This is a genomic window from Pontibacillus sp. ALD_SL1 (genome assembly GCF_017355605.1).
The window spans coordinates 1,506,164-1,531,378 of the sequence record NZ_CP062974.1 but is presented as its reverse complement, the minus strand read 5'-3'; the positions used below and the strand labels follow the sequence as shown (position 1 = coordinate 1,531,378).

At 39.8% G+C, this 25,215-nt stretch carries 20 protein-coding genes; 5 read left to right on the top strand and 15 right to left on the bottom strand.

Features of this window, described 5'->3' with window-relative positions; translation table 11 throughout:
* Positions 1-12: 12 nt before the first annotated feature.
* Positions 13-264 (bottom strand): hypothetical protein, encoded by a 252-nt coding sequence (locus IMZ31_RS07710; RefSeq protein WP_207529962.1) that lies wholly within the window; start codon positions 262-264, stop codon positions 13-15.
* Between the two features lie 159 nt (positions 265-423).
* Here IMZ31_RS07710 and IMZ31_RS07705 point away from each other — a divergent pair, with 159 nt between their 5' ends.
* Positions 424-819, top strand: a complete 396-nt coding sequence (locus IMZ31_RS07705) for a hypothetical protein (RefSeq protein WP_207529961.1) — start codon at positions 424-426, stop codon at positions 817-819.
* 641 nt (positions 820-1,460) lie between these two features.
* Here IMZ31_RS07705 and lpdA read toward each other — a convergent pair.
* From lpdA to IMZ31_RS07680, 5 genes are all read right to left on the bottom strand, one after another.
* Positions 1,461-2,867, bottom strand: a complete 1,407-nt coding sequence (lpdA, locus tag IMZ31_RS07700) for a dihydrolipoyl dehydrogenase (RefSeq protein ID WP_207529960.1) — start codon at positions 2,865-2,867, stop codon at positions 1,461-1,463.
* Between the two features lie 4 nt (positions 2,868-2,871).
* On the bottom strand, positions 2,872-4,167 hold the full coding sequence (locus tag IMZ31_RS07695; protein ID WP_207529959.1) for a dihydrolipoamide acetyltransferase family protein: 1,296 nt from the start codon (positions 4,165-4,167) through the stop codon (positions 2,872-2,874).
* A gap of 27 nt (positions 4,168-4,194) precedes the next feature.
* Positions 4,195-5,172: an alpha-ketoacid dehydrogenase subunit beta gene (locus tag IMZ31_RS07690; protein WP_207529958.1), complete on the bottom strand. Its 978-nt coding sequence runs from the start codon at positions 5,170-5,172 to the stop codon at positions 4,195-4,197.
* A 3-nt stretch (positions 5,173-5,175) separates the two neighbouring features.
* Positions 5,176-6,255 (bottom strand): pyruvate dehydrogenase (acetyl-transferring) E1 component subunit alpha, encoded by a 1,080-nt coding sequence (gene pdhA / locus IMZ31_RS07685; RefSeq protein WP_036780944.1) that lies wholly within the window; start codon positions 6,253-6,255, stop codon positions 5,176-5,178.
* A 433-nt stretch (positions 6,256-6,688) separates the two neighbouring features.
* On the bottom strand, positions 6,689-7,459 hold the full coding sequence (locus IMZ31_RS07680) for a YkyA family protein (protein WP_242705674.1): 771 nt from the start codon (positions 7,457-7,459) through the stop codon (positions 6,689-6,691).
* A gap of 246 nt (positions 7,460-7,705) precedes the next feature.
* Here IMZ31_RS07680 and def point away from each other — a divergent pair, with 246 nt between their 5' ends.
* A complete protein-coding gene (gene def / locus IMZ31_RS07675; RefSeq protein WP_207529957.1) occupies positions 7,706-8,260 on the top strand; it encodes a peptide deformylase in 555 nt (184 codons plus the stop codon).
* A gap of 280 nt (positions 8,261-8,540) precedes the next feature.
* On the opposite strand, the gene IMZ31_RS07670 is transcribed toward def, so the two are convergent.
* Complete coding sequence (locus tag IMZ31_RS07670) at positions 8,541-9,323, bottom strand: Cof-type HAD-IIB family hydrolase (RefSeq protein ID WP_207529956.1); 783 nt, start codon at positions 9,321-9,323, stop codon at positions 8,541-8,543.
* The gene (locus IMZ31_RS07665; protein WP_207529955.1) at positions 9,298-10,206 is read right to left on the bottom strand and encodes a DMT family transporter; all 909 of its coding nucleotides are present in this window, start codon (positions 10,204-10,206) and stop codon (positions 9,298-9,300) included. Before IMZ31_RS07665 ends, IMZ31_RS07670 begins: the two co-directional genes overlap by 26 nt.
* Positions 10,207-10,683: 477 nt before the next feature.
* Here IMZ31_RS07665 and IMZ31_RS07660 point away from each other — a divergent pair, with 477 nt between their 5' ends.
* Together IMZ31_RS07660 and rnjA are read left to right on the top strand one after the other, a co-directional pair.
* A complete protein-coding gene (locus IMZ31_RS07660) occupies positions 10,684-10,893 on the top strand; it encodes a DNA-dependent RNA polymerase subunit epsilon (protein WP_207529954.1) in 210 nt (69 codons plus the stop codon).
* Positions 10,894-10,896: 3 nt separating this feature from the next.
* Positions 10,897-12,564 (top strand): ribonuclease J1, encoded by a 1,668-nt coding sequence (rnjA, locus tag IMZ31_RS07655; RefSeq protein WP_207529953.1) that lies wholly within the window; start codon positions 10,897-10,899, stop codon positions 12,562-12,564.
* Between the two features lie 681 nt (positions 12,565-13,245).
* Here rnjA and IMZ31_RS07650 read toward each other — a convergent pair.
* The 6 genes from IMZ31_RS07650 to IMZ31_RS07625 form a co-directional block, all read right to left on the bottom strand.
* A complete protein-coding gene (locus IMZ31_RS07650) occupies positions 13,246-14,973 on the bottom strand; it encodes a pyruvate oxidase (protein ID WP_207529952.1) in 1,728 nt (575 codons plus the stop codon).
* Between the two features lie 121 nt (positions 14,974-15,094).
* Positions 15,095-15,766 (bottom strand): potassium channel family protein, encoded by a 672-nt coding sequence (locus IMZ31_RS07645; protein ID WP_036780961.1) that lies wholly within the window; start codon positions 15,764-15,766, stop codon positions 15,095-15,097.
* A 156-nt stretch (positions 15,767-15,922) separates the two neighbouring features.
* Entirely contained in the window at positions 15,923-16,936 is a 1,014-nt protein-coding gene (locus IMZ31_RS07640; protein WP_207529951.1) for a cytochrome d ubiquinol oxidase subunit II, read from the bottom strand.
* Complete coding sequence (locus IMZ31_RS07635) at positions 16,933-18,285, bottom strand: cytochrome ubiquinol oxidase subunit I (protein WP_207529950.1); 1,353 nt, start codon at positions 18,283-18,285, stop codon at positions 16,933-16,935. The genes IMZ31_RS07640 and IMZ31_RS07635 overlap by 4 nt, the downstream gene beginning before the upstream one ends.
* Positions 18,286-18,723: 438 nt before the next feature.
* Entirely contained in the window at positions 18,724-20,553 is a 1,830-nt protein-coding gene (locus tag IMZ31_RS07630; protein ID WP_207529949.1) for an ABC transporter ATP-binding protein, read from the bottom strand.
* Positions 20,554-20,565: 12 nt separating this feature from the next.
* Entirely contained in the window at positions 20,566-22,323 is a 1,758-nt protein-coding gene (locus IMZ31_RS07625; RefSeq protein ID WP_207529948.1) for an ABC transporter ATP-binding protein, read from the bottom strand.
* A 743-nt stretch (positions 22,324-23,066) separates the two neighbouring features.
* Here IMZ31_RS07625 and IMZ31_RS07620 point away from each other — a divergent pair.
* Positions 23,067-23,894, top strand: coding sequence for a mechanosensitive ion channel family protein (locus IMZ31_RS07620; RefSeq protein ID WP_207529947.1), 828 nt, complete (start codon positions 23,067-23,069; stop codon positions 23,892-23,894).
* Positions 23,895-23,919: 25 nt separating this feature from the next.
* Here IMZ31_RS07620 and IMZ31_RS07615 read toward each other — a convergent pair whose 3' ends face one another.
* Positions 23,920-25,209, bottom strand: coding sequence for a hemolysin family protein (locus IMZ31_RS07615; RefSeq protein ID WP_371825488.1), 1,290 nt, complete (start codon positions 25,207-25,209; stop codon positions 23,920-23,922).
* Positions 25,210-25,215 lie beyond the last annotated feature (6 nt).

Below are 25,215 nucleotides of genomic sequence, written 5' to 3'. Positions count from 1 at the left end.
TATTATTCAACTTCATAGTAGTGTAATCCAAGAATATAGCACATGTCCTCCCGTTATTAAGGCAAAGCTCGCTATTACGTGTGGTAAGCTTTCTTTTTTAGAGAAATGGTACCTCTTCAGAAGCTGTGTTATGACGACTAGAAATAAACCAAACAATATAGCTTGAAACATCCAATGGTCTTTCCTTGAAATATGAATGACAAGTAAATAACCACTCCAAAAGATAAAGAGCACATTATATAAATACCAATACTTCCTACTCAATTCTACCCCCCCTACTCGGACATGCTTTATTACAGTATATGTTTCAGACATGTAGAGTATTTTTCATTTATGTAACATTTAGATAACATTAGGAGTATACGAGAAAATGTCTGATACAATGAACACAATAATATAGCAAGTAGGTAGGTGAAGCATGTTTTGAGTATGAAGTGGCTTCCATTGGCATTTTTATTAGTCCTATTCACCGGATCATGTACGGACCAACAAGATGCTTCCGTGGATGTATATAAAATGAACCCAACAGAAGATTATGAAGTTTTCTTCTACTCGAATAAGGCTACAATTGAGCTAGAAGAAGAATATATTAACGCACTCTTAGAATTAAAGTTATCAAATGATAGCTCTACGTCTCCTCTTACTCTGACGAAAACCCGGTCTACAACAGAAGCTAAAGAGAGAAAAACAATCCATCAATATCCAGCATTAGTCATACAAAGAGAAGGAAGTACAATGGCAACCATTTCTGGTAAGAAAGCAAAGCATGACATTCTAAAGGTTATAAACGATTCCATACAAAAGCTCCCATCCTCCTAAAACGTTACCACATCGGTAACGTTTTTTTGCCCTGATGGTATTTAATCTCATATATTGCCCCCTTGGCCCCCTTATGTGGAAGGCTTGAAGCTGAGATATTTTAGCTTGGTAAAGGGCCGTTACGATTATGAGGCTTGGGCTTGCTCGGGGACAACTCGCTTTCCTGCGGGGAGCTGGGAAGCCTCCTCGTTCGCTGTCGCTCTCTGTGGGGTCTTCCCTAGGCTCCTTACCCCGCGGGAGTCTCGCAGTCCCCGAGCAAGCCCTGGCTCTAAAGAGATGAACGGCCCCGTAGGTCGCATGAGAGGGTCTGAAGTCACCCTATATAGCATGTTTTCGTTCACCCTTACATGGTAAAGGTGGGTCTGGAAACTGCGAGACTCCCGTGGGCAGAAGAGCCTAGGTGAGACCCCGGAAGCCGGCGTGCCGGTTGAGGAGGCTCACCAGCTCCCCACAGGAAAGCGAGTGGTTTCCAGGCCCACCTTATGCTCAATTGAAGTTAACGAAAACATTCTCTCAGCTTCGAGTCTTCAAGATTACTGCCCTATTCTTGAATAACCATACCATATAAGTCAGACCAACAACATTAAATTGAACATAAAAAATCCCCTGATCGTACGATCAGGGGATTTTGATAGGAAAGATTAAACAGTGTGAATTGGTTTACCTAGAGCTACTTCTGCAGCTTCCATAGAGATCTCACCAAGAGTTGGGTGAGCATGGATTGTAAGAGCTAAGTCTTCTGCAGTCATGCCAGATTCGATCGCTAAACCTAGTTCAGCAATCATGTCACTAGCGTTTGCACCAGCGATTTGAGCACCAATAACAAGACCGTCGTCTTTACGAGTTACTAGCTTCAAGAAGCCATCTGTGTTGTTAAGAGAAAGCGCACGGCCATTCGCAGCGAATGGGAACTTAGCCGCTTTCACTTCGTAACCAGCATCTTTTGCTTCTTGTTCAGTGTAACCAACGCTTGCAAGTTCTGGCTCAGAGAATACAACAGCTGGGATGCCGTGGTAATCAATTTCAGAAGCAAGGCCACTAATTGCTTCAGCCGCGATCTTACCTTCGTAAGATGCTTTGTGAGCAAGTGGAGGTCCAGCAACGATATCGCCAATTGCATAGATGTTGTCCACATTAGAGCGACACTGTTTGTCGATCTTGATTAGGCCTTTATCATCCATTTCTACACCAGCTTGTTCTAAACCAAGCTCGTCTGTGTTAGGCTTACGACCTACTGTTACAAGAACGTAATCTGCATCAACTTTTTGAGTTTCACCTTTAGCTTCGTAACTTACTGTTACGCCACTATCTGTTTCCTCAACACCTTGAGCCATAGCGTTTGTAACAATGTTAACACCTTTGTTCTTAAGGTTCTTTTTAACAAGCTGACGCATTTGTTTTTCGAAACCTAAAAGGATGTCATCTTGACCTTCAAGGATTGTTACTTCTGTACCGAAGTTTGCATATGCAGTACCAAGTTCAGTACCGATATACCCACCACCGATAACAACCATTTTCTCAGGAATCTCATCTAGGTTAAGAGCACCTGTTGAATGGATTACACGATCACTGTATTTGAACGTAGGAAGCTCGATTGGGCGAGAACCTGTCGCGATAATACAGTTGTTAAACGTGTACGTTTGAGCATTCTTTTCGTCCATAACACGTACAGTGTTTTTGTCTACAAAGAATACTTCACCTTTTACGATGTCTACTTTGTTCCCTTTAAGAAGGCTTTCAACGCCGCTAGTCAGTTTGTTTACAACTTGGCCTTTCCACTCTTGGACTTTAGAGAAGTCAACAGAAACGTTTTCAGTTGTAATCCCCATTTCGTCAGCACCTTGAGCGTGCTCGTAGCGGTGACCAGCTTGGATTAGTGCTTTAGATGGGATACACCCAACGTTTAAACAAACACCACCAAGATTACCTTTGTCTACAATTGTTACGTTTTGACCTTCTTGAGCGGCACGGATGGCAGCTACATAGCCACCAGGTCCAGCGCCGACAACAAGCGTGTCAAGTTCGATTGGAAAATCTCCTACTACCATACGATTACGCCTCCATCATGATTAGTTGTGGATCGTTCAGTAAACGTTTGATTTGGTTCATTGCGTTCTGTGCAGTCGCACCATCAATTAGACGGTGGTCGAAGCTTAGAGATAAAGCAAGAACCGGAGCTACGACTACTTCGCCATCTTTAACAACTGGTTTCTCTGCAATACGGCCGATGCCAAGGATTGCAACTTCTGGGTGGTTGATAACAGGAGTAAACCACTGACCACCAGCAGAACCAATGTTAGTGATTGTACAAGAAGCGCCTTTCATCTCCTCACCTGATAGTTTACCATCACGTGCTTTTCCTGCCAATTCATTGATTTCAGAAGAAATGCCAAAGATTGACTTACGATCAGCATCTTTAACAACTGGTACAACAAGACCTTTATCAGTGTCTGCAGCAATACCAATGTTGTAGTAGTGCTTGTGTACGATTTCTTGAGTTTCATCATCCAGAGAAGTATTAAGGATTGGATACTTCTTAAGGGTAGAAACTAGAGCACGTACAACGTATGGAAGGTACGTAAGTTTGATATCTTGATCCGCAGCAACTTGTTTAAACTTCTTACGGTGAGCAACTAGCTCAGTTACGTCTACTTCGTCCATAAGTGTAACGTGAGGAGCTGTTTGCTTAGAGTTAACCATTGCTTTAGAAATCGCTTTACGCATACCGCTCATCTTCTCACGAGATTCTGGGTATTCACCTTGAGGTGCAGCTTGCGTTTGAGTTTGTGCCTCTTCTTGAGCTGGAGCTTCATCAGCTTGTGCTTCAGCTGCTTCAGAAGTTTGACCACCGTTTAGGTAAGCATCAATGTCTTCTTTAAGAATACGGCTATTCTTACCAGACCCAGATACTTTTGCAATGTTCACGTTGTTTTCACGTGCATATTTACGAACAGATGGCATTGCAATAACGCGCTTGTCGCTTGCTTCGTCATCTTGTGCAGCTGGTTCTTGCTCTTGGTCATTTTGAGTAGATTCTTCTTTAGGAGCTTCTTCTTGCTTCTCCTCTTCTTTAGAATCTTCATCAGAACCACCAGTATTGTCTTCATAACCAGGTGCGTCAAATGTGATAATAACCGTACCTACAGTTGTAACTTCACCTTCGTCAACGTGAACGTCTGTAACCGTACCATCAACTGGAGAAGGGATTTCTACTACTGCTTTATCGTTTTGGACTTCGCAAAGAACATCGTCTTCTTTAACTTCGTCACCTTTTTTTACAAACCATTTTGCAATTTCGCCTTCGTGGATACCTTCACCGATATCCGGTAGCTTAAATTCGTAAGCCACTATGATTCCCTCCTATCGTAAGTTGGATTAAAAGTTCATTACTGTGTTTACTTTTTCAAGGATGTCGTTATGGTTTGGTAACCAAACTTCCTCAGCTGAAGAGAATGGATATACTGTATCAGGTGCTGCTACACGTAGAACTGGAGCTTCTAGGTGTAAGATTGCACGTTCTTGAATTTCAGAAGCAACGTGTGCAACAATACCCGCTTGCTTTTGAGCTTCTTGAATAACTACAACACGGTTCGTTTTCTCTACGGATTCGATAATTGTTTCATAATCTACTGGGCTTACTGTACGTAAGTCAATTACTTCAGCATCTACACCGTCTTTTTCTAACTGTTCTGCAGCTTTAAGAGCAGAGTGAACCATAGCACCATATGCTACTAATGTTACATCTTTACCTTCACGCTTAACGTCTGCTTTGCCTAATTCAATCGTGTACTCTTCTTCAGGTACCTCGCCACGGAATGAACGGTAAAGTTTCATGTGCTCTAGGAAGATAACCGGATCGTTGTCACGGATAGACTGGATAAGAAGTCCTTTCGCATCGTATGGAGTAGATGGGATAACAACTTTAAGTCCAGGCTGTTGTGCCATAAGTCCTTCTAGAGAGTCTGCGTGTAGTTCAGGTGTGTGTACACCACCACCGAAAGGAGAACGTACTGTTACAGGCATGTTGTAGGAATTACCAGAACGGTAACGGTAACGTGCCATTTGACCGCTGATAGCGTCCATTACTTCAAATACGAAACCAAAGAACTGAATCTCAGGTACCGGACGGAAACCTTGAAGCGCTAGACCAATTGCCATACCACCAATACCAGACTCAGCTAGTGGTGTGTCAAATACGCGATCTTCGCCATAATCAGCTTGAAGGCCTTCAGTCGCACGGAATACACCGCCGTTTTGACCAACGTCTTCACCGAAGATTAGCACGTTTTCATCATTTTTAAGCTCTGTGCGCATTGCATCAGTAATAGCTTGGATCATTGTCATTTGTGCCATGGCTTACTTCGACTCCTTTTCTTTATATTCTTCCATTTGATCTTGTAGGTTCTGTGGAAGTTCTTCGTGCATAAGAGAAATTAGGTCAGTAACCTTTTGTTTAGGTTGCTCATCTGCTTTCTTAATCGCAGCTTTAATTTCTTCTTTAGCGTTTTCGATTACTTCATTCTCTTTATCTTCAGACCATAGGCCTTTAGCTTCTAAGAATTTACGGAAACGAACTAATGGGTCTTTCTTTTCCCATTCGTTTTCTTCATCTTCAACACGGTAGCGAGTTGGGTCGTCCCCTGCCATCGTGTGTGGACCATAACGGTAAGTTAACGTCTCGATTAGAGTCGGGCCTTCACCATTAATTGCACGCTCACGAGCATCTTGAGTAGCTTTGTAAACTGCAAGAACGTCCATGCCGTCTACTTGTACGCCATCGATACCAGCTGCAACAGCTTTTTGAGCAATAGTTTGCGCAGCAGACTGCTTTTCAACTGGAACAGAGATTGCATAACGGTTGTTTTGTACGATGAAGATCGCAGGAGCACCAAAGGCACCAGCAAAGTTCATACCTTCATAGAAGTCACCTTGAGATGCGCCACCGTCACCAGTGTACGTTACAGCAACATTTTTCTTACCGCGTTTCTTCATACCAAGTGCTACACCAGCTGTTTGTGTGATTTGAGCACCGATAATGATTTGTGGGCTTACTGCGTTAACTTCGCCCATTTGGTTACCGTGGAAGTGACCACGAGAGAATAGGAATGCTTGGTATAGTGGAAGGCCATGCCAGATTAACTGAGGCACATCACGATATCCTGGTAGTAAGAAATCTTCTTTCTCCATAGCAAAATGACTTCCTAGTTGAGAAGCCTCCTGTCCAGCTGTTGGAGCGTAGAATCCTAAGCGTCCTTGACGGTTCAAAGCAATTGAGCGTTGGTCAAGAATACGAGTATACACCATACGGCGCATTAACTCTTGTAAGTCTTCATCAGAAAGATCAGGCATAGCGTCTTGGTTAACAACTTCGCCGTCTTCGTTTAAGATTTGAAACGTTTCAAATTGGTTTTCAACATTTTCGATAGTGCGTTTCAAAGTTCTTCACCTCTTCCTTTCTTATCCATATTAAATTTACTTTTATTAGCTTTCCCAAAAGCAAAAAAAATGTGTACCGAATTTGCTCTTATAATGTTTACCCTCACTTTGAGGAACATAATCGTTTTATAGCAGCTTATATAAGTATCTGTTTCATACGTCTGGCAAAAAGTAATGGTACAACTTTTTCAACACTTAGTAGTTTAGCTTATGAAGAACTATTTCGTCAAACACTTTGTTCCCACTAACGAATAATTCGTTCCCATCCTTCAAATAGATTAGTCACACCCAAATGCTCCCAAATCTGTATTAGTGCAATTTTAACGCTGTATCAGTAACAGCTGACGAATTGGATCCAAGCGTTCATTCATACCTCTTCCATCAAGGGCATATCCGAGCATCAAATAAAAATAAGCTGTCCTTATAGGACAGCTTATTCTTCGTCATTATTCTGATCTTCTTCTGATTGCTCTTCATTCGTTTCTGAACTTCCATCTTCTTCTGATGAAGAATCACCTGAAGAGTCTGTTTGGTCTTCCTCTGAAGACTCGTCAAAATCAATGTTTAATTCTGCAGCTTCATAGAACTCTCTTTTGAGGTCATTGTACTCTTTAGTAAGTTTATTAAAGCTTTCATTCTTCTCAATGACAGCCTCGTAACTCTTGTTAATCTTATCTACTTGTTCCTCTAACTTCTCTTGAGTCAATTCTTTGTCTTGGAACATATTATAAAGTTCTTTATCAAGTTCATTAGATTTCTCATATGCTTTATAAAGTTCCTGATATGCGTCAAATCGTTTATTAAATGCTTCTACTAGTTCATTCGCTTTTTCTTTTGCTTCCTCAGACTCCAAATCCTCAATGAGGGGTTTTACATTATCGAATTCCTCTTTAGCTGATTCAATGCTTTCTTTCTCAACTTCAAGCTTTTCCTGACGTTTCTTCACAATCTCTAATGCTTCTTGAGATAATTCTTCAATTTTCTCAAATTCTTTCATCCCAAGATTGATAATTTCGTTATAAAGTTCCGTTTCTTGTTGTTCTAATTGAACAAGTGGGTCTTGCTGATCCTTGAATGTATCTTCTAATGTCACAGCTTGCTCTAGATGGTCGTACATTTGTTCAGCAGCAGACGGACCATTATTACACGCAGTGAGAAGGACAGCAGATAGTACCAGTACAGAGATTAATTTTCCTAAGCGCAATGTCTATTTCCTCCTTAAGGCGTTTCATTCTTCCAAATTGGAAGAATCTTCACCAGTATATCATATATATCCAACAAAAAGTTACAAAACTGTTACATATATGCATACCTTGTAACAGATTGTTCCATACGTACTTTATGCAATTGAAAAGCAAACATGCCCAGATGATGCCAAATATTCCATACCTGCTTCTTTATGTGGTACACTATACATTATGAACAAGCTAGAAAGGATTGTGTAAATCTTATGATTACTATGGATGATATCGTTCGTGAAGGACACCCGGTCCTACGCGAAGTAGCAGATGAGGTCACATTACCTCCTACCGAAGAAGAGCAACAAACATTAGAAAAAATGCTTCAATTTATAAAAAACAGTCAAGATGATGAACTTGCTGCTCAATATAATTTGCGCCCTGGCGTCGGTATTGCAGCACCTCAAATTAATGTTAGCAAACGCATGTTGGCTGTTCACTTTACTGATTTTGACGATAAAGTGTATAGCTATGGATTATTTAATCCTCGTATTGTTAGTCATTCGGTTGAAAAAGCTTACTTATCCTCCGGAGAAGGTTGTTTATCGGTAGACCGTGATGTACCAGGGTATGTTCCTCGTTATGCTCGAATTACTGTTAAAGGGACAGATCTTGAAGGGAATGAAGTTAAACTTCGCCTTCGTGGCATGGCAGCTATTGTTTTCCAACATGAAATTGATCATTTAAATGGTGTAATGTTTTACGATCATATCAATAGTGATAACCCATTCCAAGAGCCAGAAAACGCTTCAGTGATCGATTCTTAATAAGCTTGGATCCTAAAGTAACCTACCACTTTAAACCAAAAACGAAATCACCGTTTAATAGCCATAAGAGAAACGTTCTGGGACACCCAGGACGTTTTTTTTATTTCTCTTCTATTTCATTACCTACTTTTTATAATAATCCCCTACTCTTTTAAGTAATAAACCCTCATTGAATCTCATTATAAACAAGTCAGAAATTACCCCCCCGGTATACTACAGAAGGCGAAATCAACACGATTTCGCCTGTGAATATAATCATTAACCTGTAGAGTCACGTAAGTTAGTCATCTTTCAATAGCCCTACTAAACGAAAACCATGCGAAAGTCCATTGTCAGAAACATCTTTTGTCACATAGTTTGCTACTGCTTTGATTTCGTCTGAAGCATTCCCCATTGCAATGCCATTTGCAACAAAACCTAGCATTTCACGGTCATTCAATCCATCTCCAAAAGCATATGTATTGTGTTGTTCCACACCTAACTTCTTCATAAAATGTTTAATCCCTTCTGCTTTAGACCCACCTCGAGGAATTACATCTATTGAATAATCGTGCCAACGTATAAAGTCCAACTGACGTGGTTGTTCTTTGTATTGTCCCTCTTCACCATGCTGGCAAAACAGTAAAGCTTGATAAATGGATTTGCCTTTATAGTAATGGGGATCGATTTCAGGATAAGATAACTTCAAGCTTCCAATACTCTCTGAAATATGATTGTGTTCCCCAACAGATGCCCTCATACCTTCTTCATTAAGAAAGACCATTTGGTGTCCAGTTTCATTGGCCTGAGTATATAAGGCCTCTAAATCTTCTTCTAACAAAGGGTTTTCATATATGACTCTCCCATCATGTACGACATACTGACCGTTAAAACTTATATATGAATGAATGCCTAGTTCATCCCTAAGATCAGCAAACATAAAAGGAGCTCGTCCTGTAGCAATGGCTACTTCCACTCCCTCAGCTTGGAGGCGAGCGATGGACTTCTTTGTCTCCTCTGGGATTTCTTTATTGTGATCCACTATTGTTCCATCAATATCAAGAAACACGAGTTTGTTGCTCATGTTGTTTCCCCCTTTTTGATTTCTTCGTTTCTTGAGCTAAATATACTCCTATAAGGATAAGAGCTAGCCCAAATATCATGCGAATGGAAAGTGTTTCGCTTAAGATTACAGATCCCCAAACTAATGCAGAAACGGGCACAAGATACGTTACCATAGTTGCAAATTCAGCAGAACCTTTTTGAATTAAATAATAAAATATATATATGCCTACGCCAGAACCAAATACACCCAAGCCGATTAAAGCACCAAATATAGAAGGATCTGATACTAAGCTCCAATTAATCGTACCACTCATCTCAGCAAAAATGAATGCATATAGAGATGCCAGGGTTAACGTCACGGCTGCAACTGTTATTGAAGATACCTCATGCAAATACCTTTTTATGTATTGAGAGGAGAAACCGTAACAAATAGCAGCAGCAATCATAGTAGCTATACCTGTCATGCCGTTATTAAACAAACTCAAATTACCAAGGTCTGCAAGAATAATTATCCCTATAAAACCAACCATAATTCCAAGCCATTGCTTCCCTCTTATTCTAATTCCAAAGCACAGCAAACCGATTATTCCTGTCCATATAGGTGTTGTTGCATTTAACACAGATGCTAAACTGGAGGAAATATTGGTTTCACTTAAGGCTATGAGCCCCCAAGGTAGAGCATTATTTGTCAGACCGACTAATAGCAAGGACCCCCAGGGAAGTTTAGATAATTGATGCTTCCCATTCCAGATATAAATCCCCCATAATACAGCAGCACCAAATATACAGCGCCAGAACACAACTTCCCAAACCATCATCGACGAAACCAAAATCTTAATAAATAAAAACGATGTACCCCAAATGAGAGAAAGTGCTACTAAACCTACATAAAGTCTCTTCAAATAACCCCTTCTTTCCTAAACCCTTTATAATGTATAGGAATTTCCATCCAAATTCAATAAGGACTAAAAATTCTAAAAAAAACACCCTTAAAGAACTATTTTGTGGAGCATACTACAAGAAAGAATAAGAAAAAGTAAAATTCTCTTTAACCTATCTATTCATTTCTAGCTTAAAAGGTACTATACTAGAGATAAGAGGGATATGGTCGGCAATACGTTTTTTTACAGCTTTTCTTCGTATAAGGAAAGGAGTTGTATGACATAATGTTAAAACGTTTGAAGAAAAAGCTTAAAAATCGTTGGAAAGATATCTTGAGTCGAAAATTGTATGCTTAAGCTTTCACTTTATGATGCGGTGGATTACTACAATCTCTTAGCTATAACATTCTATTGTTACCATATAGGTGCAAAACGTGCTATTATATTTACAGGACAAGAATACGGAAATTACTAGGAAGTTAGGAGAGATTTATAATTATGATCTTTAAAGTATTATTTCAAGAAAGGGCTGAAGAAGCTCCTGTTCGAGAACGAACCAAGAGTCTCTATGTAGAAGCAAATACAGAACGTGAAGTACGAACAAAACTGGCCGATCGCAATATCAATATCGAATATGTTCAAGGGTTAAATGAAGACCACTTAGCATATGAAAAACAATCTGAAGATTTCGAAGTGGAGAACATATAACCTATGAAGTTTGTTAAAAACGACCAAACCGCTGTATTTGCACTAGGCGGTCTAGGTGAGATCGGTAAAAATACGTACGGCGTTCAGTTCCAGGATGAGATCATTTTGATCGATGCAGGAATTAAGTTTCCTGAAGATGAACTACTTGGAATTGATTACGTCATCCCAGACTACACTTACTTAGTGCAAAACCAAGATAAAATTAAAGGGTTATTCATTACCCACGGCCACGAAGACCACATAGGCGGGATTCCTTATTTGCTTCGCGAATTAAACATCCCGATCTACGGTGGCAAATTAGCGATCGGATTAATTAAGAACAAATTAGAAGAGCATGGTCTTTTACGAAATGCGAAACTTCATACGATCCAAGAAGATGAAGTCGTTAAATTCCGTAAAACGTCTGTGACATTCTTCCGTACAACTCACAGTATTCCTGACTCCTATGGTATCGTTGTAAAAACCCCTCCAGGGAACGTTGTTCACACTGGAGACTTCAAGTTCGACTTCACACCAGTGGGCGAACCTGCAAACTTGCAAAAGATGGCTGAGATCGGAAAAGAAGGTGTACTTTGCCTTCTATCTGACAGTACAAACAGTGAAATCCCTGATTTCACACTTTCTGAAAGTCGCGTAGGTGAAAGCATTAACGATATCTTTACCAAAGTAAAAGGTCGTGTAATCTTTGCAACCTTCGCTTCTAACATCCACAGACTACAACAAGTTGTGGAAGCATCCGTTCAACATAATCGTAAAGTAGCCGTTTTTGGACGCAGTATGGAAGCCTCTATCAGTATTGGTATTGAATTAGGCTATATTAACGCTCCAAAAGATACGTTCGTTGAACCATCACAAATCAATCGTCTTCCAGCACATGAAGTCACGATCCTTTGTACTGGTTCTCAAGGTGAGCCAATGGCTGCCCTATCTCGTATCGCCAACGGCACACACCGCCAAATTCAAATTATGCCAGGAGACACTGTAGTATTCTCCTCTTCCCCTATACCAGGGAACACCGTAAGTGTAAGCCGCGTTATTAACATGTTATATCGTGCTGGTGCAGAAGTTATTCATGGTTCATTAAACGACATCCATACCTCTGGTCATGGTGGTCAGCAAGAGCAAAAACTTATGCTACGTTTAATTCAACCAAAATTCTTCATGCCAATCCACGGAGAGTTCCGGATGCAGAAACAGCACGCTAAATTAGCTCAAGAAATCGGAATGGACCCAAGTGATTGCTTTATCGCAGACAACGGTGATGTCCTTGCCCTTGGTAAAGATAATGCTATGATTGCTGGTAAAATTCCATCTGGCTCCATCTATGTAGATGGTAGCGGTATCGGTGACATTGGTAACATTGTTCTCCGCGATCGCCGCATCCTTTCTGAAGAAGGACTTGTGATTGTCGTTGTAAGCATTAACATGAAAGAATTCAAAATTGCTTCAGGACCTGACATCATATCCCGCGGGTTCGTATACATGAGAGAATCAGAAGACCTTATTAACGAAGCTCAAAAAATTGTTTCCAAGCATCTTGATAAAGTTATGGAACGACGCACAACTCAGTGGTCTGAGATTAAGAACGAAATCACAGACACCATCGCTCCATTCCTTTACGAGAAAACAAAACGTAAACCAATGGTTTTACCTATTATCATGGAAGTGTAAGACCCCCTCTTAACGGTTTACCTTATACGAATTATAAAACAATATGTCATACAACAAGCCCCCATCCATTAGGATGGGGGCTTCCTTTTTCCTTATAGTTATTTTTCTATTATAGGATTGTTGAAGACTCGTGGCTAAGACACTTTTATGTGTGTGGGAGCCGTTATGTTTATTGAGAGTTAGGGGTGTCTGGGGAACGACTCGCTTTCCACGGGCGAGCTGTCGAGCCTCCTCACTCACTTCGTTCGCTCCGGGGTCTCGTCGACCTCTTTCTCCCGTAGGAGTCTCCCCGTTCCCCAGACACCCCTGGCTATATTTTATCTAACGGCCTCTCTGCTTGAGCGTTATGGTGTACTCTTGAACTACAACTACATATGGCCTGTTTCCGTTTCTCCCAACACGGATAGGTGGGCCTGGAAACTGCGAGACTCCCGTGGGCAGAAGAGCCTAGGTGAGACCCCGGAGACCGGCTTTGCCGGTTGAGGAGGCTCACCAGCTCCCCACAGGAAAGCGAGTGGTTTCAAGGCCCACCATACGCTCATTTAAAGTTAACGGAAACACTCACACAGCTTCGAGCGTTACGTATAAGGGGGCTTATATGGTAGAAGAAACCAACAACAAATATGTACAGAGCCAATCAAAAAACGAGTGTGGAACTGTATGTTCCACACTCGAAAAGATTTAGTTAAACAATCGCTTCGTTGCTGTCTTCAATGGTGGTAATTCAATCTTACCACTTTCAAAGAACTCTTTAATTAAATACTCTGTATAATGAACCGCTTGCTCATATCCAATATTACCCGGAAGTGGCGCTTGGTCTTCTATAGCTACATCAATAATGGCAGGTTTGTCTGAGAGGAAGGCTTTTTGCATTGCGCCTTCAAGGTCTTCCCTTTTCTCAACACGATAACCTTCTCCTCCGCAGCTTTCTGCAAATTTAGCGAAGTCCATATCGCCTAGTTCCGTTGCATAATGAAGATGTCCCATAGCTTCCTGCTCATATTGAATCATACCGATCTTACTATTGTTTAAAACAATGACTTTAAGGGGTAATTTGTATTTTACCGCTGTTATAAAGTCCTGCATGTTCATAGCAAATCCTCCATCACCACATACAGCAATAGACTGGCGATTAGGATAGGCGAGTTGTCCGGCGATTGCACCCGGCAATCCACACCCCATTGTGGCTAACCAACCTGATATCACCATCTTTTGGCGAACCATAGAGAGATATCTTGCTACCCACACAGTCACGTTCCCTACGTCACTTGAAATAATCGCGTCTTCAGGCATAATTTTCTCTAATTCATACATAACTTGAGGCCCGTTAATTGGATCGGTGTTTGCACGCTTTTGCATTTGCATACTTACACGCCACTCATCCATCTGTTTTTGATATTTTTCAAGATGTTCATGATTATCCTTTGTTTCTATATGATCATTCAACCATTGAAGTGTATCTTTAGTGCTACCTGCAAGGCCAATTTGGACAGGATAGTGTTTGCCGATTTTACTTGGATCGATATCAATTTGTATGGCCTTTGTATCTTTCGGGAGAAAATCACGATAAGGGAATGATGTACCAATCATTAAAAGCAAGTCTGCATCTTTCATCGCATTATAGGCTGGTTGTGTTCCAATTTGACCATGTTGCCCCATGCAAAGGGGATGGTTGTCTGGAATTACCCCTTTTGCTAATAACGATAGAATGACAGGAGAATGAATCGTCTCTGCAAACTTCACTAATTCCTCCTGTGCATGAGCGGCACCTTTACCCGCTAAGATAACAGGTTTCTCTGCTGCGGCAATTGCCTCTTTTGCTTCGATTAGGGAATTCTCAGACGGAAAGACTTCTGTTTTTGCATAGACAGATGATGTTAATTTCTCTTCATATTTTTGCTTAACAGCTGATAGATCATCTGGAATGACAAGAACAGATACTCCGTTGTTTACATATGCTTCTCTTAACGCTTGATTGACTAAGTCTGGGAGCTGTTGTGCACTTTGCACACGTTTATTAAATACAGCAACACCATCAAACATACGTTCTAGATTTTCTTCTTGGAAAGCTCCAGTTCCTACTTCTTCACTTGGAACCTGGCCAACAAGAGCTAGTACTGGAGCACTGTCAGATTTTGCATCATAAAGACCATTTACTAGGTGTGTAGCACCCGGGCCACCAATTGATAAACAAACGCCAACTTTCCCTGTTAACTTCGCATAGGATGAAGCCGCAAGTGCACCGACTTCTTCATGTCGAACTTGAATAAATTGTAGTTCATCTTGACGATTGCGGAAATCATCCATAAGTTCATTTATCGAATCTCCAGGCATCCCATAAATATGGTCGATTCCCCAGTCATCTATAAGTAAGTTGGTAATAATTTCTCCAGTTCTTTTTTCGAACATAGCGATTCATCCTTTCTAAGTACAATACTTTATTGCTATGCCCGTTCTGAGCCAGAAAAAAACTTTTTTATGATAGAAAAAAGACAGCACTCTAAATGAGAGCGCTGTCTTCTTAAAATTTTTATTCATCATCTTCTACTACTAAGTTTTTCTCAAAACGAGAAATATCTTTATCTTCTCCAATAATAATGAGTACATCTTCTTCTAAAATTACTTCTGATGCTAGTGGAGAGACATTGATTTCTTTATTTCTCTTTATGCCGACTACGTTACATCCGTACCGAGCACGAATGTCCAAGTCTACTAAAGTTTTTCCAATCATTTTCTTTCCGGCTTTAACTTCTACAACCGAATGATCATCTGATAATTCTAAGTAGTCAAGAACGTTGTTTGAAATAATATTATGTGCAATTCGTTTACCCATATCTCGTTCCGGGTGAACAACTTGGTCAGCACCGATCTTATTTAACACTTTTTCGTGATAATCATTTTGGGCTTTAACGGTAATCTTCTTAATACCTAACTCCTTTAACATTAGTGTAGTAAGAATACTAGCTTGCTGATTATCACCAATGGCTACAATGACATGGTCAATATTTCGAATTCCTAATTCTTTTAGGACATTTTCATCTGTAGAGTCCGCAATGACAGCATGGGAGGCGATATCTTTGTATTCATTCACCTTATCTTCATCAAGGTCTATAGCCAAAACTTCCATTCCTTCGCGGCTTAATTCTTTACATATACTACCGCCAAATCGGCCCAGACCGATAACTGCATATTCTTTCTTCATGCCTGTTCCCCCATTCTTTCACATTTACCTTACATCATATTATCATAGATCTATTTGATATGGAAAGTTCATCTTATATAAAACAAGTACAGCTCACAAAAGTGAACTCACCCCATAAATAAAGAGGCGCTCTTGTTTAGAACACCTCTCATAAAATTATTTTTTCCCTTTTACATATTCTGCATCAAATAAAAACATACGCATTAAAAGAATAAGAGAAGGAATAAGAAGAAGCAAACCTGCAATAAATACGATTACAAGCGCAAGACCCATTGCTTCATTCGTAACAGAACTCTCAATCGTAATAAACGGTTCCAACAGATATGGTAAGTGCCCAGCTCCGTAACCAAAGAAGGCAAAGAAAAACTGGAACATAACAAATATAAATGCTAGACCATAACGTTTTTGTTGATAAACAAGCAGTAAAGCACCTAAAAAGAATGCCACACTAAGACCAAACATCCACCATAAGTCAAGCATATTCTCAAAATGTCGAGCGTTATGCTGACTCATAGCTATAAATGTAGTCAAACTAGCGATAATAGTCGGTGATCCCCAGAAAAGTGTATATTTTCTCATTAATTCAAGAGCAGGCTGATCATTAGCTTTTGACGCATAGTAAGTTAAGAAGGCTGCACTAATAAACAAGACGGACACAATGGCAAGGAATACAACGCTCCATGAATAAGGACTCGTTAAAAGCTCACCCGTTAATAGGCGTACTCCATTTTCGGTTTCTTCGATAAAGCCTCCTTCTGATATGGTCATGGCTGTGCTTAATGAAGCTGGAATCAATAAGCCTGTTGCCCCATATAAAAACATAAAGAAATTACTTTTCTTAGACCCATAGTTTTCAAATGCGTAAAAGGATCCTCGAATTGCAATTAATACGATAGCAATACTTCCTGGTATGAGTAAAGACTGCCCAAAGTAATAGGCGGAATCCGGAAAGAAGCCGACAAGACCGACGAAAAAGAAAACAAAAAACACGTTTGTTACTTCCCATACCGGCGAAAGATACCTGCTGATTAACTGATTAATAATATGGTCTTGCTTTGTCGTTTTGGCGTAGTAAGCAAAGAAGCCTGCGCCAAAGTCAACAGATGCCACGATTAAATAGCCATATAAAAAGATCCACAGGACCGTAATCCCTATCATTTCATAACTCATTTTTGACCTCCTCGCTTCGCTACATCTGGATATTTTTTCTCTAACTCTAGCTCTGCGGGATTATTCTTAAACATTTTACGTAATACAGATATAGCTCCTCCTCCAAGTACAATGTATAAGCCAAGGAATAGTATAAACATCCAGCCTACGTGAGGAGAGGTAGTCGCTCCTTCTGCCACCTTCATAAATCCTCTTAATATCCAAGGTTGACGGCCTACTTCCGCAAAGATCCAACCAAATTCAATAGCAAGCATTGCACCAGGTCCATTTATGACAATAAGCCATAGGAGCCATTTATTATTCTCATTCCACTTCTTAAGTTTTGAGAACAACAAGTATAAGAAGGAAACGCCTAAAGCGTACATTCCAAGCATAACCATAAGGTCAAACATGTAATGAATCCATAGTGGAGGTGTTTCATCTTCTGGAAACTCATTTAAACCCGTAACTTCACTGTCGAATGATCCATGAGCAAGGAAGCTTAGTGCATTAGGAAGACGAAGTGCATTTTCCACCTCATTATTTTCATTCAACGTTCCAAATACGATTAAATCTGCATTCTTCTCTGTCTCAAAGTGCCACTCCGCTGCAGCTAATTTTTCTGGCTGTTCATTTGCTAGGAATTTAGCTGAAAGGTCTCCGGCAATAGCTGTTGTAATAGCAAAAATAAACGTAGCTACCATCGTAAGTTTTAAGGCTTTCTTATGATAATCAGAAGCATTCTTCTTCAAGATCGCAAAAGCTGCTATAGCTGCTAAAATCGCAGCAGAGGTTAAGTAGCTTGAAGATACGACGTGAAACACTTTCGTTGGTGTTGCGGGATTAAACATAGCTGCTAATGGGTCCACATTCGTAAGCGTTCGACCTTCAAGGTCGAATCCTTGTGGTGTATTCATAAACGCATTCACAGTGGTAATAAAGAAAGCAGACATTGTAGCACCGATTACAACTGGTATGGAGAGTAACCAGTGGTAAATTGGATTTTTGAAACGGTCCCATGTATACAAATAGATTCCTAAAAATATAGCTTCAAAGAAAAATGCAAATGTCTCCATAAATAAAGGAAGTGCTATGACATTTCCAGCAAACTGCATAAATTTAGGCCATAACAAAGAAAGCTGTAGCCCTATTGCAGTACCTGTTACAACCCCTACCGCAACAGTAATGGTAAAACCACGCGCCCACCTTCTCGCAAGCAATGTGTAATTAGCATCCTTCTTCTTAATACCTATAAACTCAGCTATTGAGATCATGACTGGGATCCCAACACCTACTGTGGCAAATATTATATGGAAAACCAGAGTTAAACTCGTTAACATCCGGCTCATCATGGTACTATCTAATTCCATTGATTATGACCTCCCCTATATAAGTAAAGTTCATTATTCAAACGTTTTATTATTTCATTACTCTATTTCCAACGTAATAACAGTATAAACCCTCTAACTAGTCCGTTGGGAATGAACGAATGACAGTTTTGTGACATATTTCACAAACTCAATTAAATAAAAAAGGCTTCTCTATAATGTTTCTATTCATCCAAGTAATTAGCAATTCCCTGCCTTCTAAATTGCTTTATACGCATTATAACGATCCATCATTATTCTTTTCAAAAAATATGCCCACACTCAAATGAGAAGGTTTTCGAAAGACGAAAAGCTGGTTAAATCAAATGTTACCTTTTCAACAAAATGCATTCTAGATCTGACCCAGTTTTAGAAATTAAAACCAATTAAGCACAAATAAACCTCTAACTTTTTTTATAAAGTTAGAGGTTTTTTAAGTGGTTACATAGCATCAAGCATTTGGAATTGAGTCTTCACTAAATCAAAGTACTCTCCTTTTTGCTCCATCAACTCACTATGATTTCCTTGTTCTAAAATCCTGCCGTGTTCAAGGACTATGATATTATCAGCGTCACGAATCGTAGACAAGCGGTGAGCGATAATAATTGCCGTTCTACCTTTTAATAAACGGTTTAACGCTTCTTGAATTTTCACTTCTGTTTCTGTATCTATTGATGAAGTCGCTTCATCTAATATTAATATTTTTGGATTAGCCAGCAATGCCCTGGCGAAGGATAACAGTTGACGTTCCCCGGCTGAGAGAATATTTCCCCTTTCCTCTACCTCCGTCTCATAACCATTTGCAAGTCGTTGAATAAAGTCATCAGCCCCGACTACTTTAGCAGACTCCATAACTTCTTCATCTGTAGCATCCGGACGGCCAAATCGAATATTCTCCATAATTGTTCCTGAAAATATGAATGTATCTTGTAGAACAACACTAATTTGTTGTCGGACACTATTTAATTTAACATCTCTCAAATCGTGCCCGTCTATTTTAACTGATCCGTTCGTAGGGTCATAAAAACGACTAATCAGATTGGCAATTGTTGATTTACCGCTGCCAGTATGACCAACAAGAGCTACTGTCTGACCTTGCTTAATTTCTAAAGAAATATCATGTAAAGCAACGCGATCTTCGTCATAAGAGAAACGGACATGATCAAAATCAATGTGCCCTTTCATATCTTTCAATTCAATCGCATCTTTACGCTCTTCAACGTTAGGCTCTTCGTCCAAAAATTCAAATATACGCTCTGAAGCAGCCATCGCCATCAAAAGCTGGTTATACATTTGACCAAGTCTTGAAATTGGTTCCCAAAACATACCTAAGAAAGTCGAGAACGTAACAAAAGTACCTACTGTTATTTGCCCATTAATAATAAGGAACGCACCATACGAAATAAGAATAACCGTTCCGACTGCATTACTCATTTCTACAAACGGACGGAACAACGCACTTTTCTTAGTTGCATTACGCCAGGATTCAAAATTGTCACTATTGACCCCATCAAAATACTCTGTATTCTCTTTCTCCTGAGAGAATGACTGAGTTATCCGAATCCCTTGTATACTTTCATTTAAATGGGAATTTAAACGAGACTGCTGAATGCGAACATCTTGCCAGGACCTGCGAATATTTCTTCTGAGTTTTGTTGAGATAAAGAACATAATCGGCAGGATGACCATAATGGCTAGCGCAAGCTTAGGACTCAATACTAGCAGAATGACAACAATACCAATTAACGTTACGACGTCCATTAACAAATTGATAATTCCGTTGGTGAAGAGTTCTTGTAGTGAGTTAATATCGTTCATAATTCGAACGAGAATCGAACCCGCTGATCGGTTATCAAAAAATTTATGACTCAAGCGTTGTACGTGGGAGAACAAATGCTTACGCAGGTCGTATATGACATTCTGCCCTAAAATATTCACCCACCTAATTCGTAACGTGTTCCCTACATAGCTCAGTACGTATAGAATGGAGATTCCAACAACAAGTTGAATTAATAGATTAGAATCTTCTCCTTTAATAGCCATATCAATCGCAACTTTACCAATTAAAACTGGCACTATAAGCCTTACGATGGTGGAAACGAGCATTGCTATGATAGCAGCTGGTAACAGCCGTTTAGAATAAGGCTTTACATATTGAAGCATTCTAGCCATTTGCTTCCAGTTAAATTGCTTCTCAATTGCCTGGTCTTGTGTATATTTGAACCGTTGTAAATGAGGACTCTTATATTCTTGCTTTGGTGCTTTCGCCATCTTTCTCCCCCCTTAGCCTTGACTTGAAGCTTGCAATATAGCTTCTTTATCTTGATATTGTATATCGTAGATGCGCTGGTACGGACCTCCGTTGTCTAACAACTCTTCATGAACACCGCGCTCTACAATTCGACCATCTTCTAGAACTAAAATCTCATCCGCGTGTTTTAAAGATGAGATCCGGTGAGCAATGATAAATGTTGTACGACCTTCCATTACTTCTTTTAATGCTTTTTGGATTTGTAGTTCTGTTTCCATATCAACTGCCGATGTTGCATCATCAAGCACTAGAATACTAGGATCAATCAAGATCGCACGAGCAATGGCAACGCGCTGCTTTTGACCACCCGATAGACCCATGCCTCGTTCACCTAACAAAGTATCGTAACCTTTCGGCATTTCGAGAATAAAGTCATGTGCTTGTGCTCTTTTAGCTGCATCAATAATGTCTTCCATTGAAGCTTCTGGATTTCCGTACGCAATATTCTCTTTAATCGTTGTAGAGAATAAGAAAGATTCTTGTAAAACAAATCCGATATTACTTCTTAATTCTTTCAAACCATAATTTTGAACAGGCTTCCCGTCCACTAAAACTTGACCTTTTTCAGGCTCATAAAAACGAGTAATTAGCTGAGTAATACTCGTTTTCCCAGAGCCAGTGGCTCCAATTAAGCCAATTGTTTTTCCAGGTGGAGCGTCAAAACTTATATCTTTCAACGCTGAATCATCATCTTCTTCATAAGAAAGCGTAACGTCTTTAAACGTCACATGGCCGTTCAAACGTTTTTGACGAATGGCTTCCGGGATCTCTTGAATGTCTTCTGTTGCTTCAAGGATCTCTAATAAGCGTTCTCCTGAAGCTTTTGATTGAGAAAATAAATTAATTACGAACCCAAAGTTCATAAGCGGCCCTAGAATGTACCAAATCAGGTTAAAGAAAGCCACCAACACACCAATTGTTACCTCACCCTGGATATACAAATACCCACCAAAACCTAATAAAGCTACAACGCTAATATTCCCTATAAACTCCATAAGCGGGAAATACTTAGCCCAAATATTTGACGTAGAAAGATAGTTCTGACGATAGTCATCATTTTTATCTGTAAAACGCCCTACTTCAAAATCTTCTCGTGACAATGATTTCACCGTATTCATTCCACTAATATTCTCTTGAACACGTGTATTCAACCGACCAAATGCTTTACGAATCCCTCTAAAGGCGGGGTGTACTCTTTTGTCAAACCGGTAGACTACTACTGCCAAGAACGGCATAGAGGCCATCGTAACTAATGCAAGGGGTATAGAATAATAGAACATCACGCTCAAACTAATGACAATTAAGGAAACAATCCTAATAAATTCTGCAAACCCAAACGATAAAAAGAAACGAAACGCTTCCACATCAGCTGTCAGACGAGACATTAAATCTCCCGTACGAGCATTGTCATAATAACGAAATGGTAAGCGCTGAAGCTTTTTATAAAGACCATCTCGAAGGGTGTAAACAGATTTAATTCCAAATAAATCCCCTAAGTATTGTTGAATATAAGTTGCTATTCCCTTTAGAATCATAAGCCCAAAGAATATAGCTGCTAAATATGGTATAAGATTATAACGTCCTGGATCTACGACATCATCAATCGTGTACTTCAATACAATGGGATAGACCACCGTTACCCCTGTTACAATAAGCAGAAATAATAAGGATATAAAGAAATACCGCTTGAATGGTAAATAATACATTTTTAGCTTTTTAAATGTATCCAAAACGACCCCTCCTTTTAATGTAAAATTTTTCACGTACATATAAATATATCGAGTTCCGAAATAAATTTCTACCCATTTGACTTATTTTTTTGAAAATTTTTATTTCTAACCCTCTCCCCCTGATATTCCATTAAAGGGCAGGATTGTTGAAGACTCGAAGGTGAGAGAATGTTTTCGTTAACTTCAATTGAGCATAAGGTGGGCCTGGAAACCATATTAGGGTAAACGTAAACATGCCATATAGGGTGACTTCAGAGCTCCTGATGCGACCTGCGAGGCCGTTCACCTCTTTAAAGCCAGGGCTTGCTCGGGGACTGCGAGACTCCCGCGGGAAAAGGAGCCTATCTAGTTCTGGAGTGGAGGACCTAGCGTGATAAGTCATCTTTTTTCCAAAGGCTAAACGCCTTTTCCAAAAAGCTGTCTTATCCGTACGGTCCTAAGCACCACTCCTGCACTTTTAATCTAGGAAAGACCCCACAGAGAGCGCAAGCGAACGAGGAGGCTTCCCAGCTCCCCGCAGGAAAGCGAGTTGTCCCCGAGCAAGCCCAAGCACTCATAATCGTAACGGCCCTTTCCATACTAAAATGTCTAAGCTTCAAGTGTTCCATATAAGGGGGCTTATATGGAACATCCTTACTGTATGCGCTTCTATAAACATTTTCTATTTGATGGAATCTATCACCTTAAGGTATGATAGAAAACGTATTGAAAAATTGTACTGTTTATGTCGAAAGGAGTATACGATGTCTGATTTTTTAAATGATATTGACTTTGTCAACATCGCAACAATTGCACTAAAAATTGTACTTGTTTTACTGGTCTACTTAATTATTTCGCCGATTGGGAAGAAGCTTATTCAGCGTTCTCTTTATAAAGCGGGAAATAACCAAAAGCTAACTGAAGCTAGAGCGAAAACGTTAGAAAAGCTCATGCTTAATATTTACTCTTATTTATTAGGTTTCATCCTTATTGCAACGATTTTTGGACTTCTAAGTATTGACCTTGCTCCCTTAATTGCCGGGGCTGGTATTATTGGTTTGGCTATCGGCTTTGGTGCTCAAGGTCTTGTTAGTGACGTTGTTACTGGTTTCTTCCTATTGTTAGAGAAACAAGTTGAGGTGGATGAGTATGTAACAGCTGGTGGAATGAATGGTGTTGTGGAAGAGATTGGTCTTCGTACAACGAAGATTAGAAGCTTTGACGGGACATTAAACTTTGTGCCGAACCGTCACATCTCTACGGTTAGTAACCATTCTCGCGGGAATATGCGCGCGCTTGTTGATATTGGTATTGCCTACGATGAGAACATTGATGAAGCTATGCAGGTACTACAAAATGTATGTGATGAATTCGCTCAAAATGATGAGCGTTTCAAAGACGGTCCAAACGTACTGGGTGTTCAGAGCCTTGGCTCTTCTGATGTTGTCCTCCGAGTTCTTGGACAAACGGAAAACATGCAGCAATGGGCTGTTGAGCGTGACTTACGAAAACGCATGAAAGAAGCATTTGATGAAGCAGGAATTGAAATTCCATTCCCACATCAAGTTTATATTGAGAAAAAAGAAAGCTAATACAAAGAGGGAATGAGCAAAATACTCATTCCCTTTCTATTTTCCATAACTCTATTTTTTGGATATGAGAATCTTCCATTTCCTTGACTTTCAAACGATAGCCGCTTACATCAATCTCCGTACCTTCTACTGCATTAATATTTTGAGTTAAAAACCAACCAGATATTGTGTCTACTTCATCATGATCAAGTTCAAGGTCAAAATAATCGTTTACATCTTGAATGGCCATTTTCCCATCTAACAATTTATGTCCATTTTCAAGCGTATCGATAGGTAATTCTTCTTCGTAATCGAATTCATCACGAATCTCACCAACAATTTCTTCTAAAATATCTTCTACCGTTACAATACCAGATGTTCCACCATATTCATCAACAAGAACAGCTAAGTGAATATGGTCTTTTTGCATCTTTAGCAACAAATCCCTAAGGGGCACATTTTCGAAGATTTTCGGTACAGGTCTTACATAAGATAAAATGTCACTTGAATCGTCGCAATCATCATAAAACAGTTCTTTCATATGAATCACACCGACAATATCATCTTTATCTTCATTGATAACAGGGTATCTAGTGTACCGCTCGTCACGCATGATTTCCATATTATCTTTCATCGTATCATTTATATCTACAACGACTACTTCTGTTCGAGGCACCATAATCTCCCTGGCAGTCCTATTATCAAATTCAAAAATGCGGTCTACATACTTGTATTCCGTTTGTGTAATTTCACCTTGTTCATAACTTTCCGACAAAATATGTCTTAACTCATCTTCTGAATGCACTTCATCTGATTCATTCGCTGAAGCAAAACCAAGCATCCTTGTTAATACATTTGCACTTCCATTTAACAACCATATAAATGGGAACATGATCTTATAAAACCATATAAGCGGCTTAGCTATAACTAGTGTTACTGCTTCTGCTTTTTGAATGGCAATCGTCTTTGGGGCCAGTTCACCTAGAACAACGTGTAAGAATGTAATAATGAAGAAAGCAATCGCAAATGAGATCGTATGACTTAACGCCTCAGGAACAGGGGATTGTTCAATTAAAGGGTGTAATAGCTTGTCAACAGTGGGCTCACCTAACCACCCAAGACCTAGTGAGGTTATGGTGATACCCAGTTGACAGGCAGATAAATAATCATCTAAACGGTCTAATAAATGAAGAACAGATTCTGCTTTTTTGTCGCCTTCTTTAACTCTCGATTCGATCTTAGACCTCCGTACTTTGACAATGGCAAACTCGCTAATAACAAAAAAAGCAGTTAAAACAATAAGTAGGGCTACTAAAAATAAATTTAATGTAATCATCAGAAC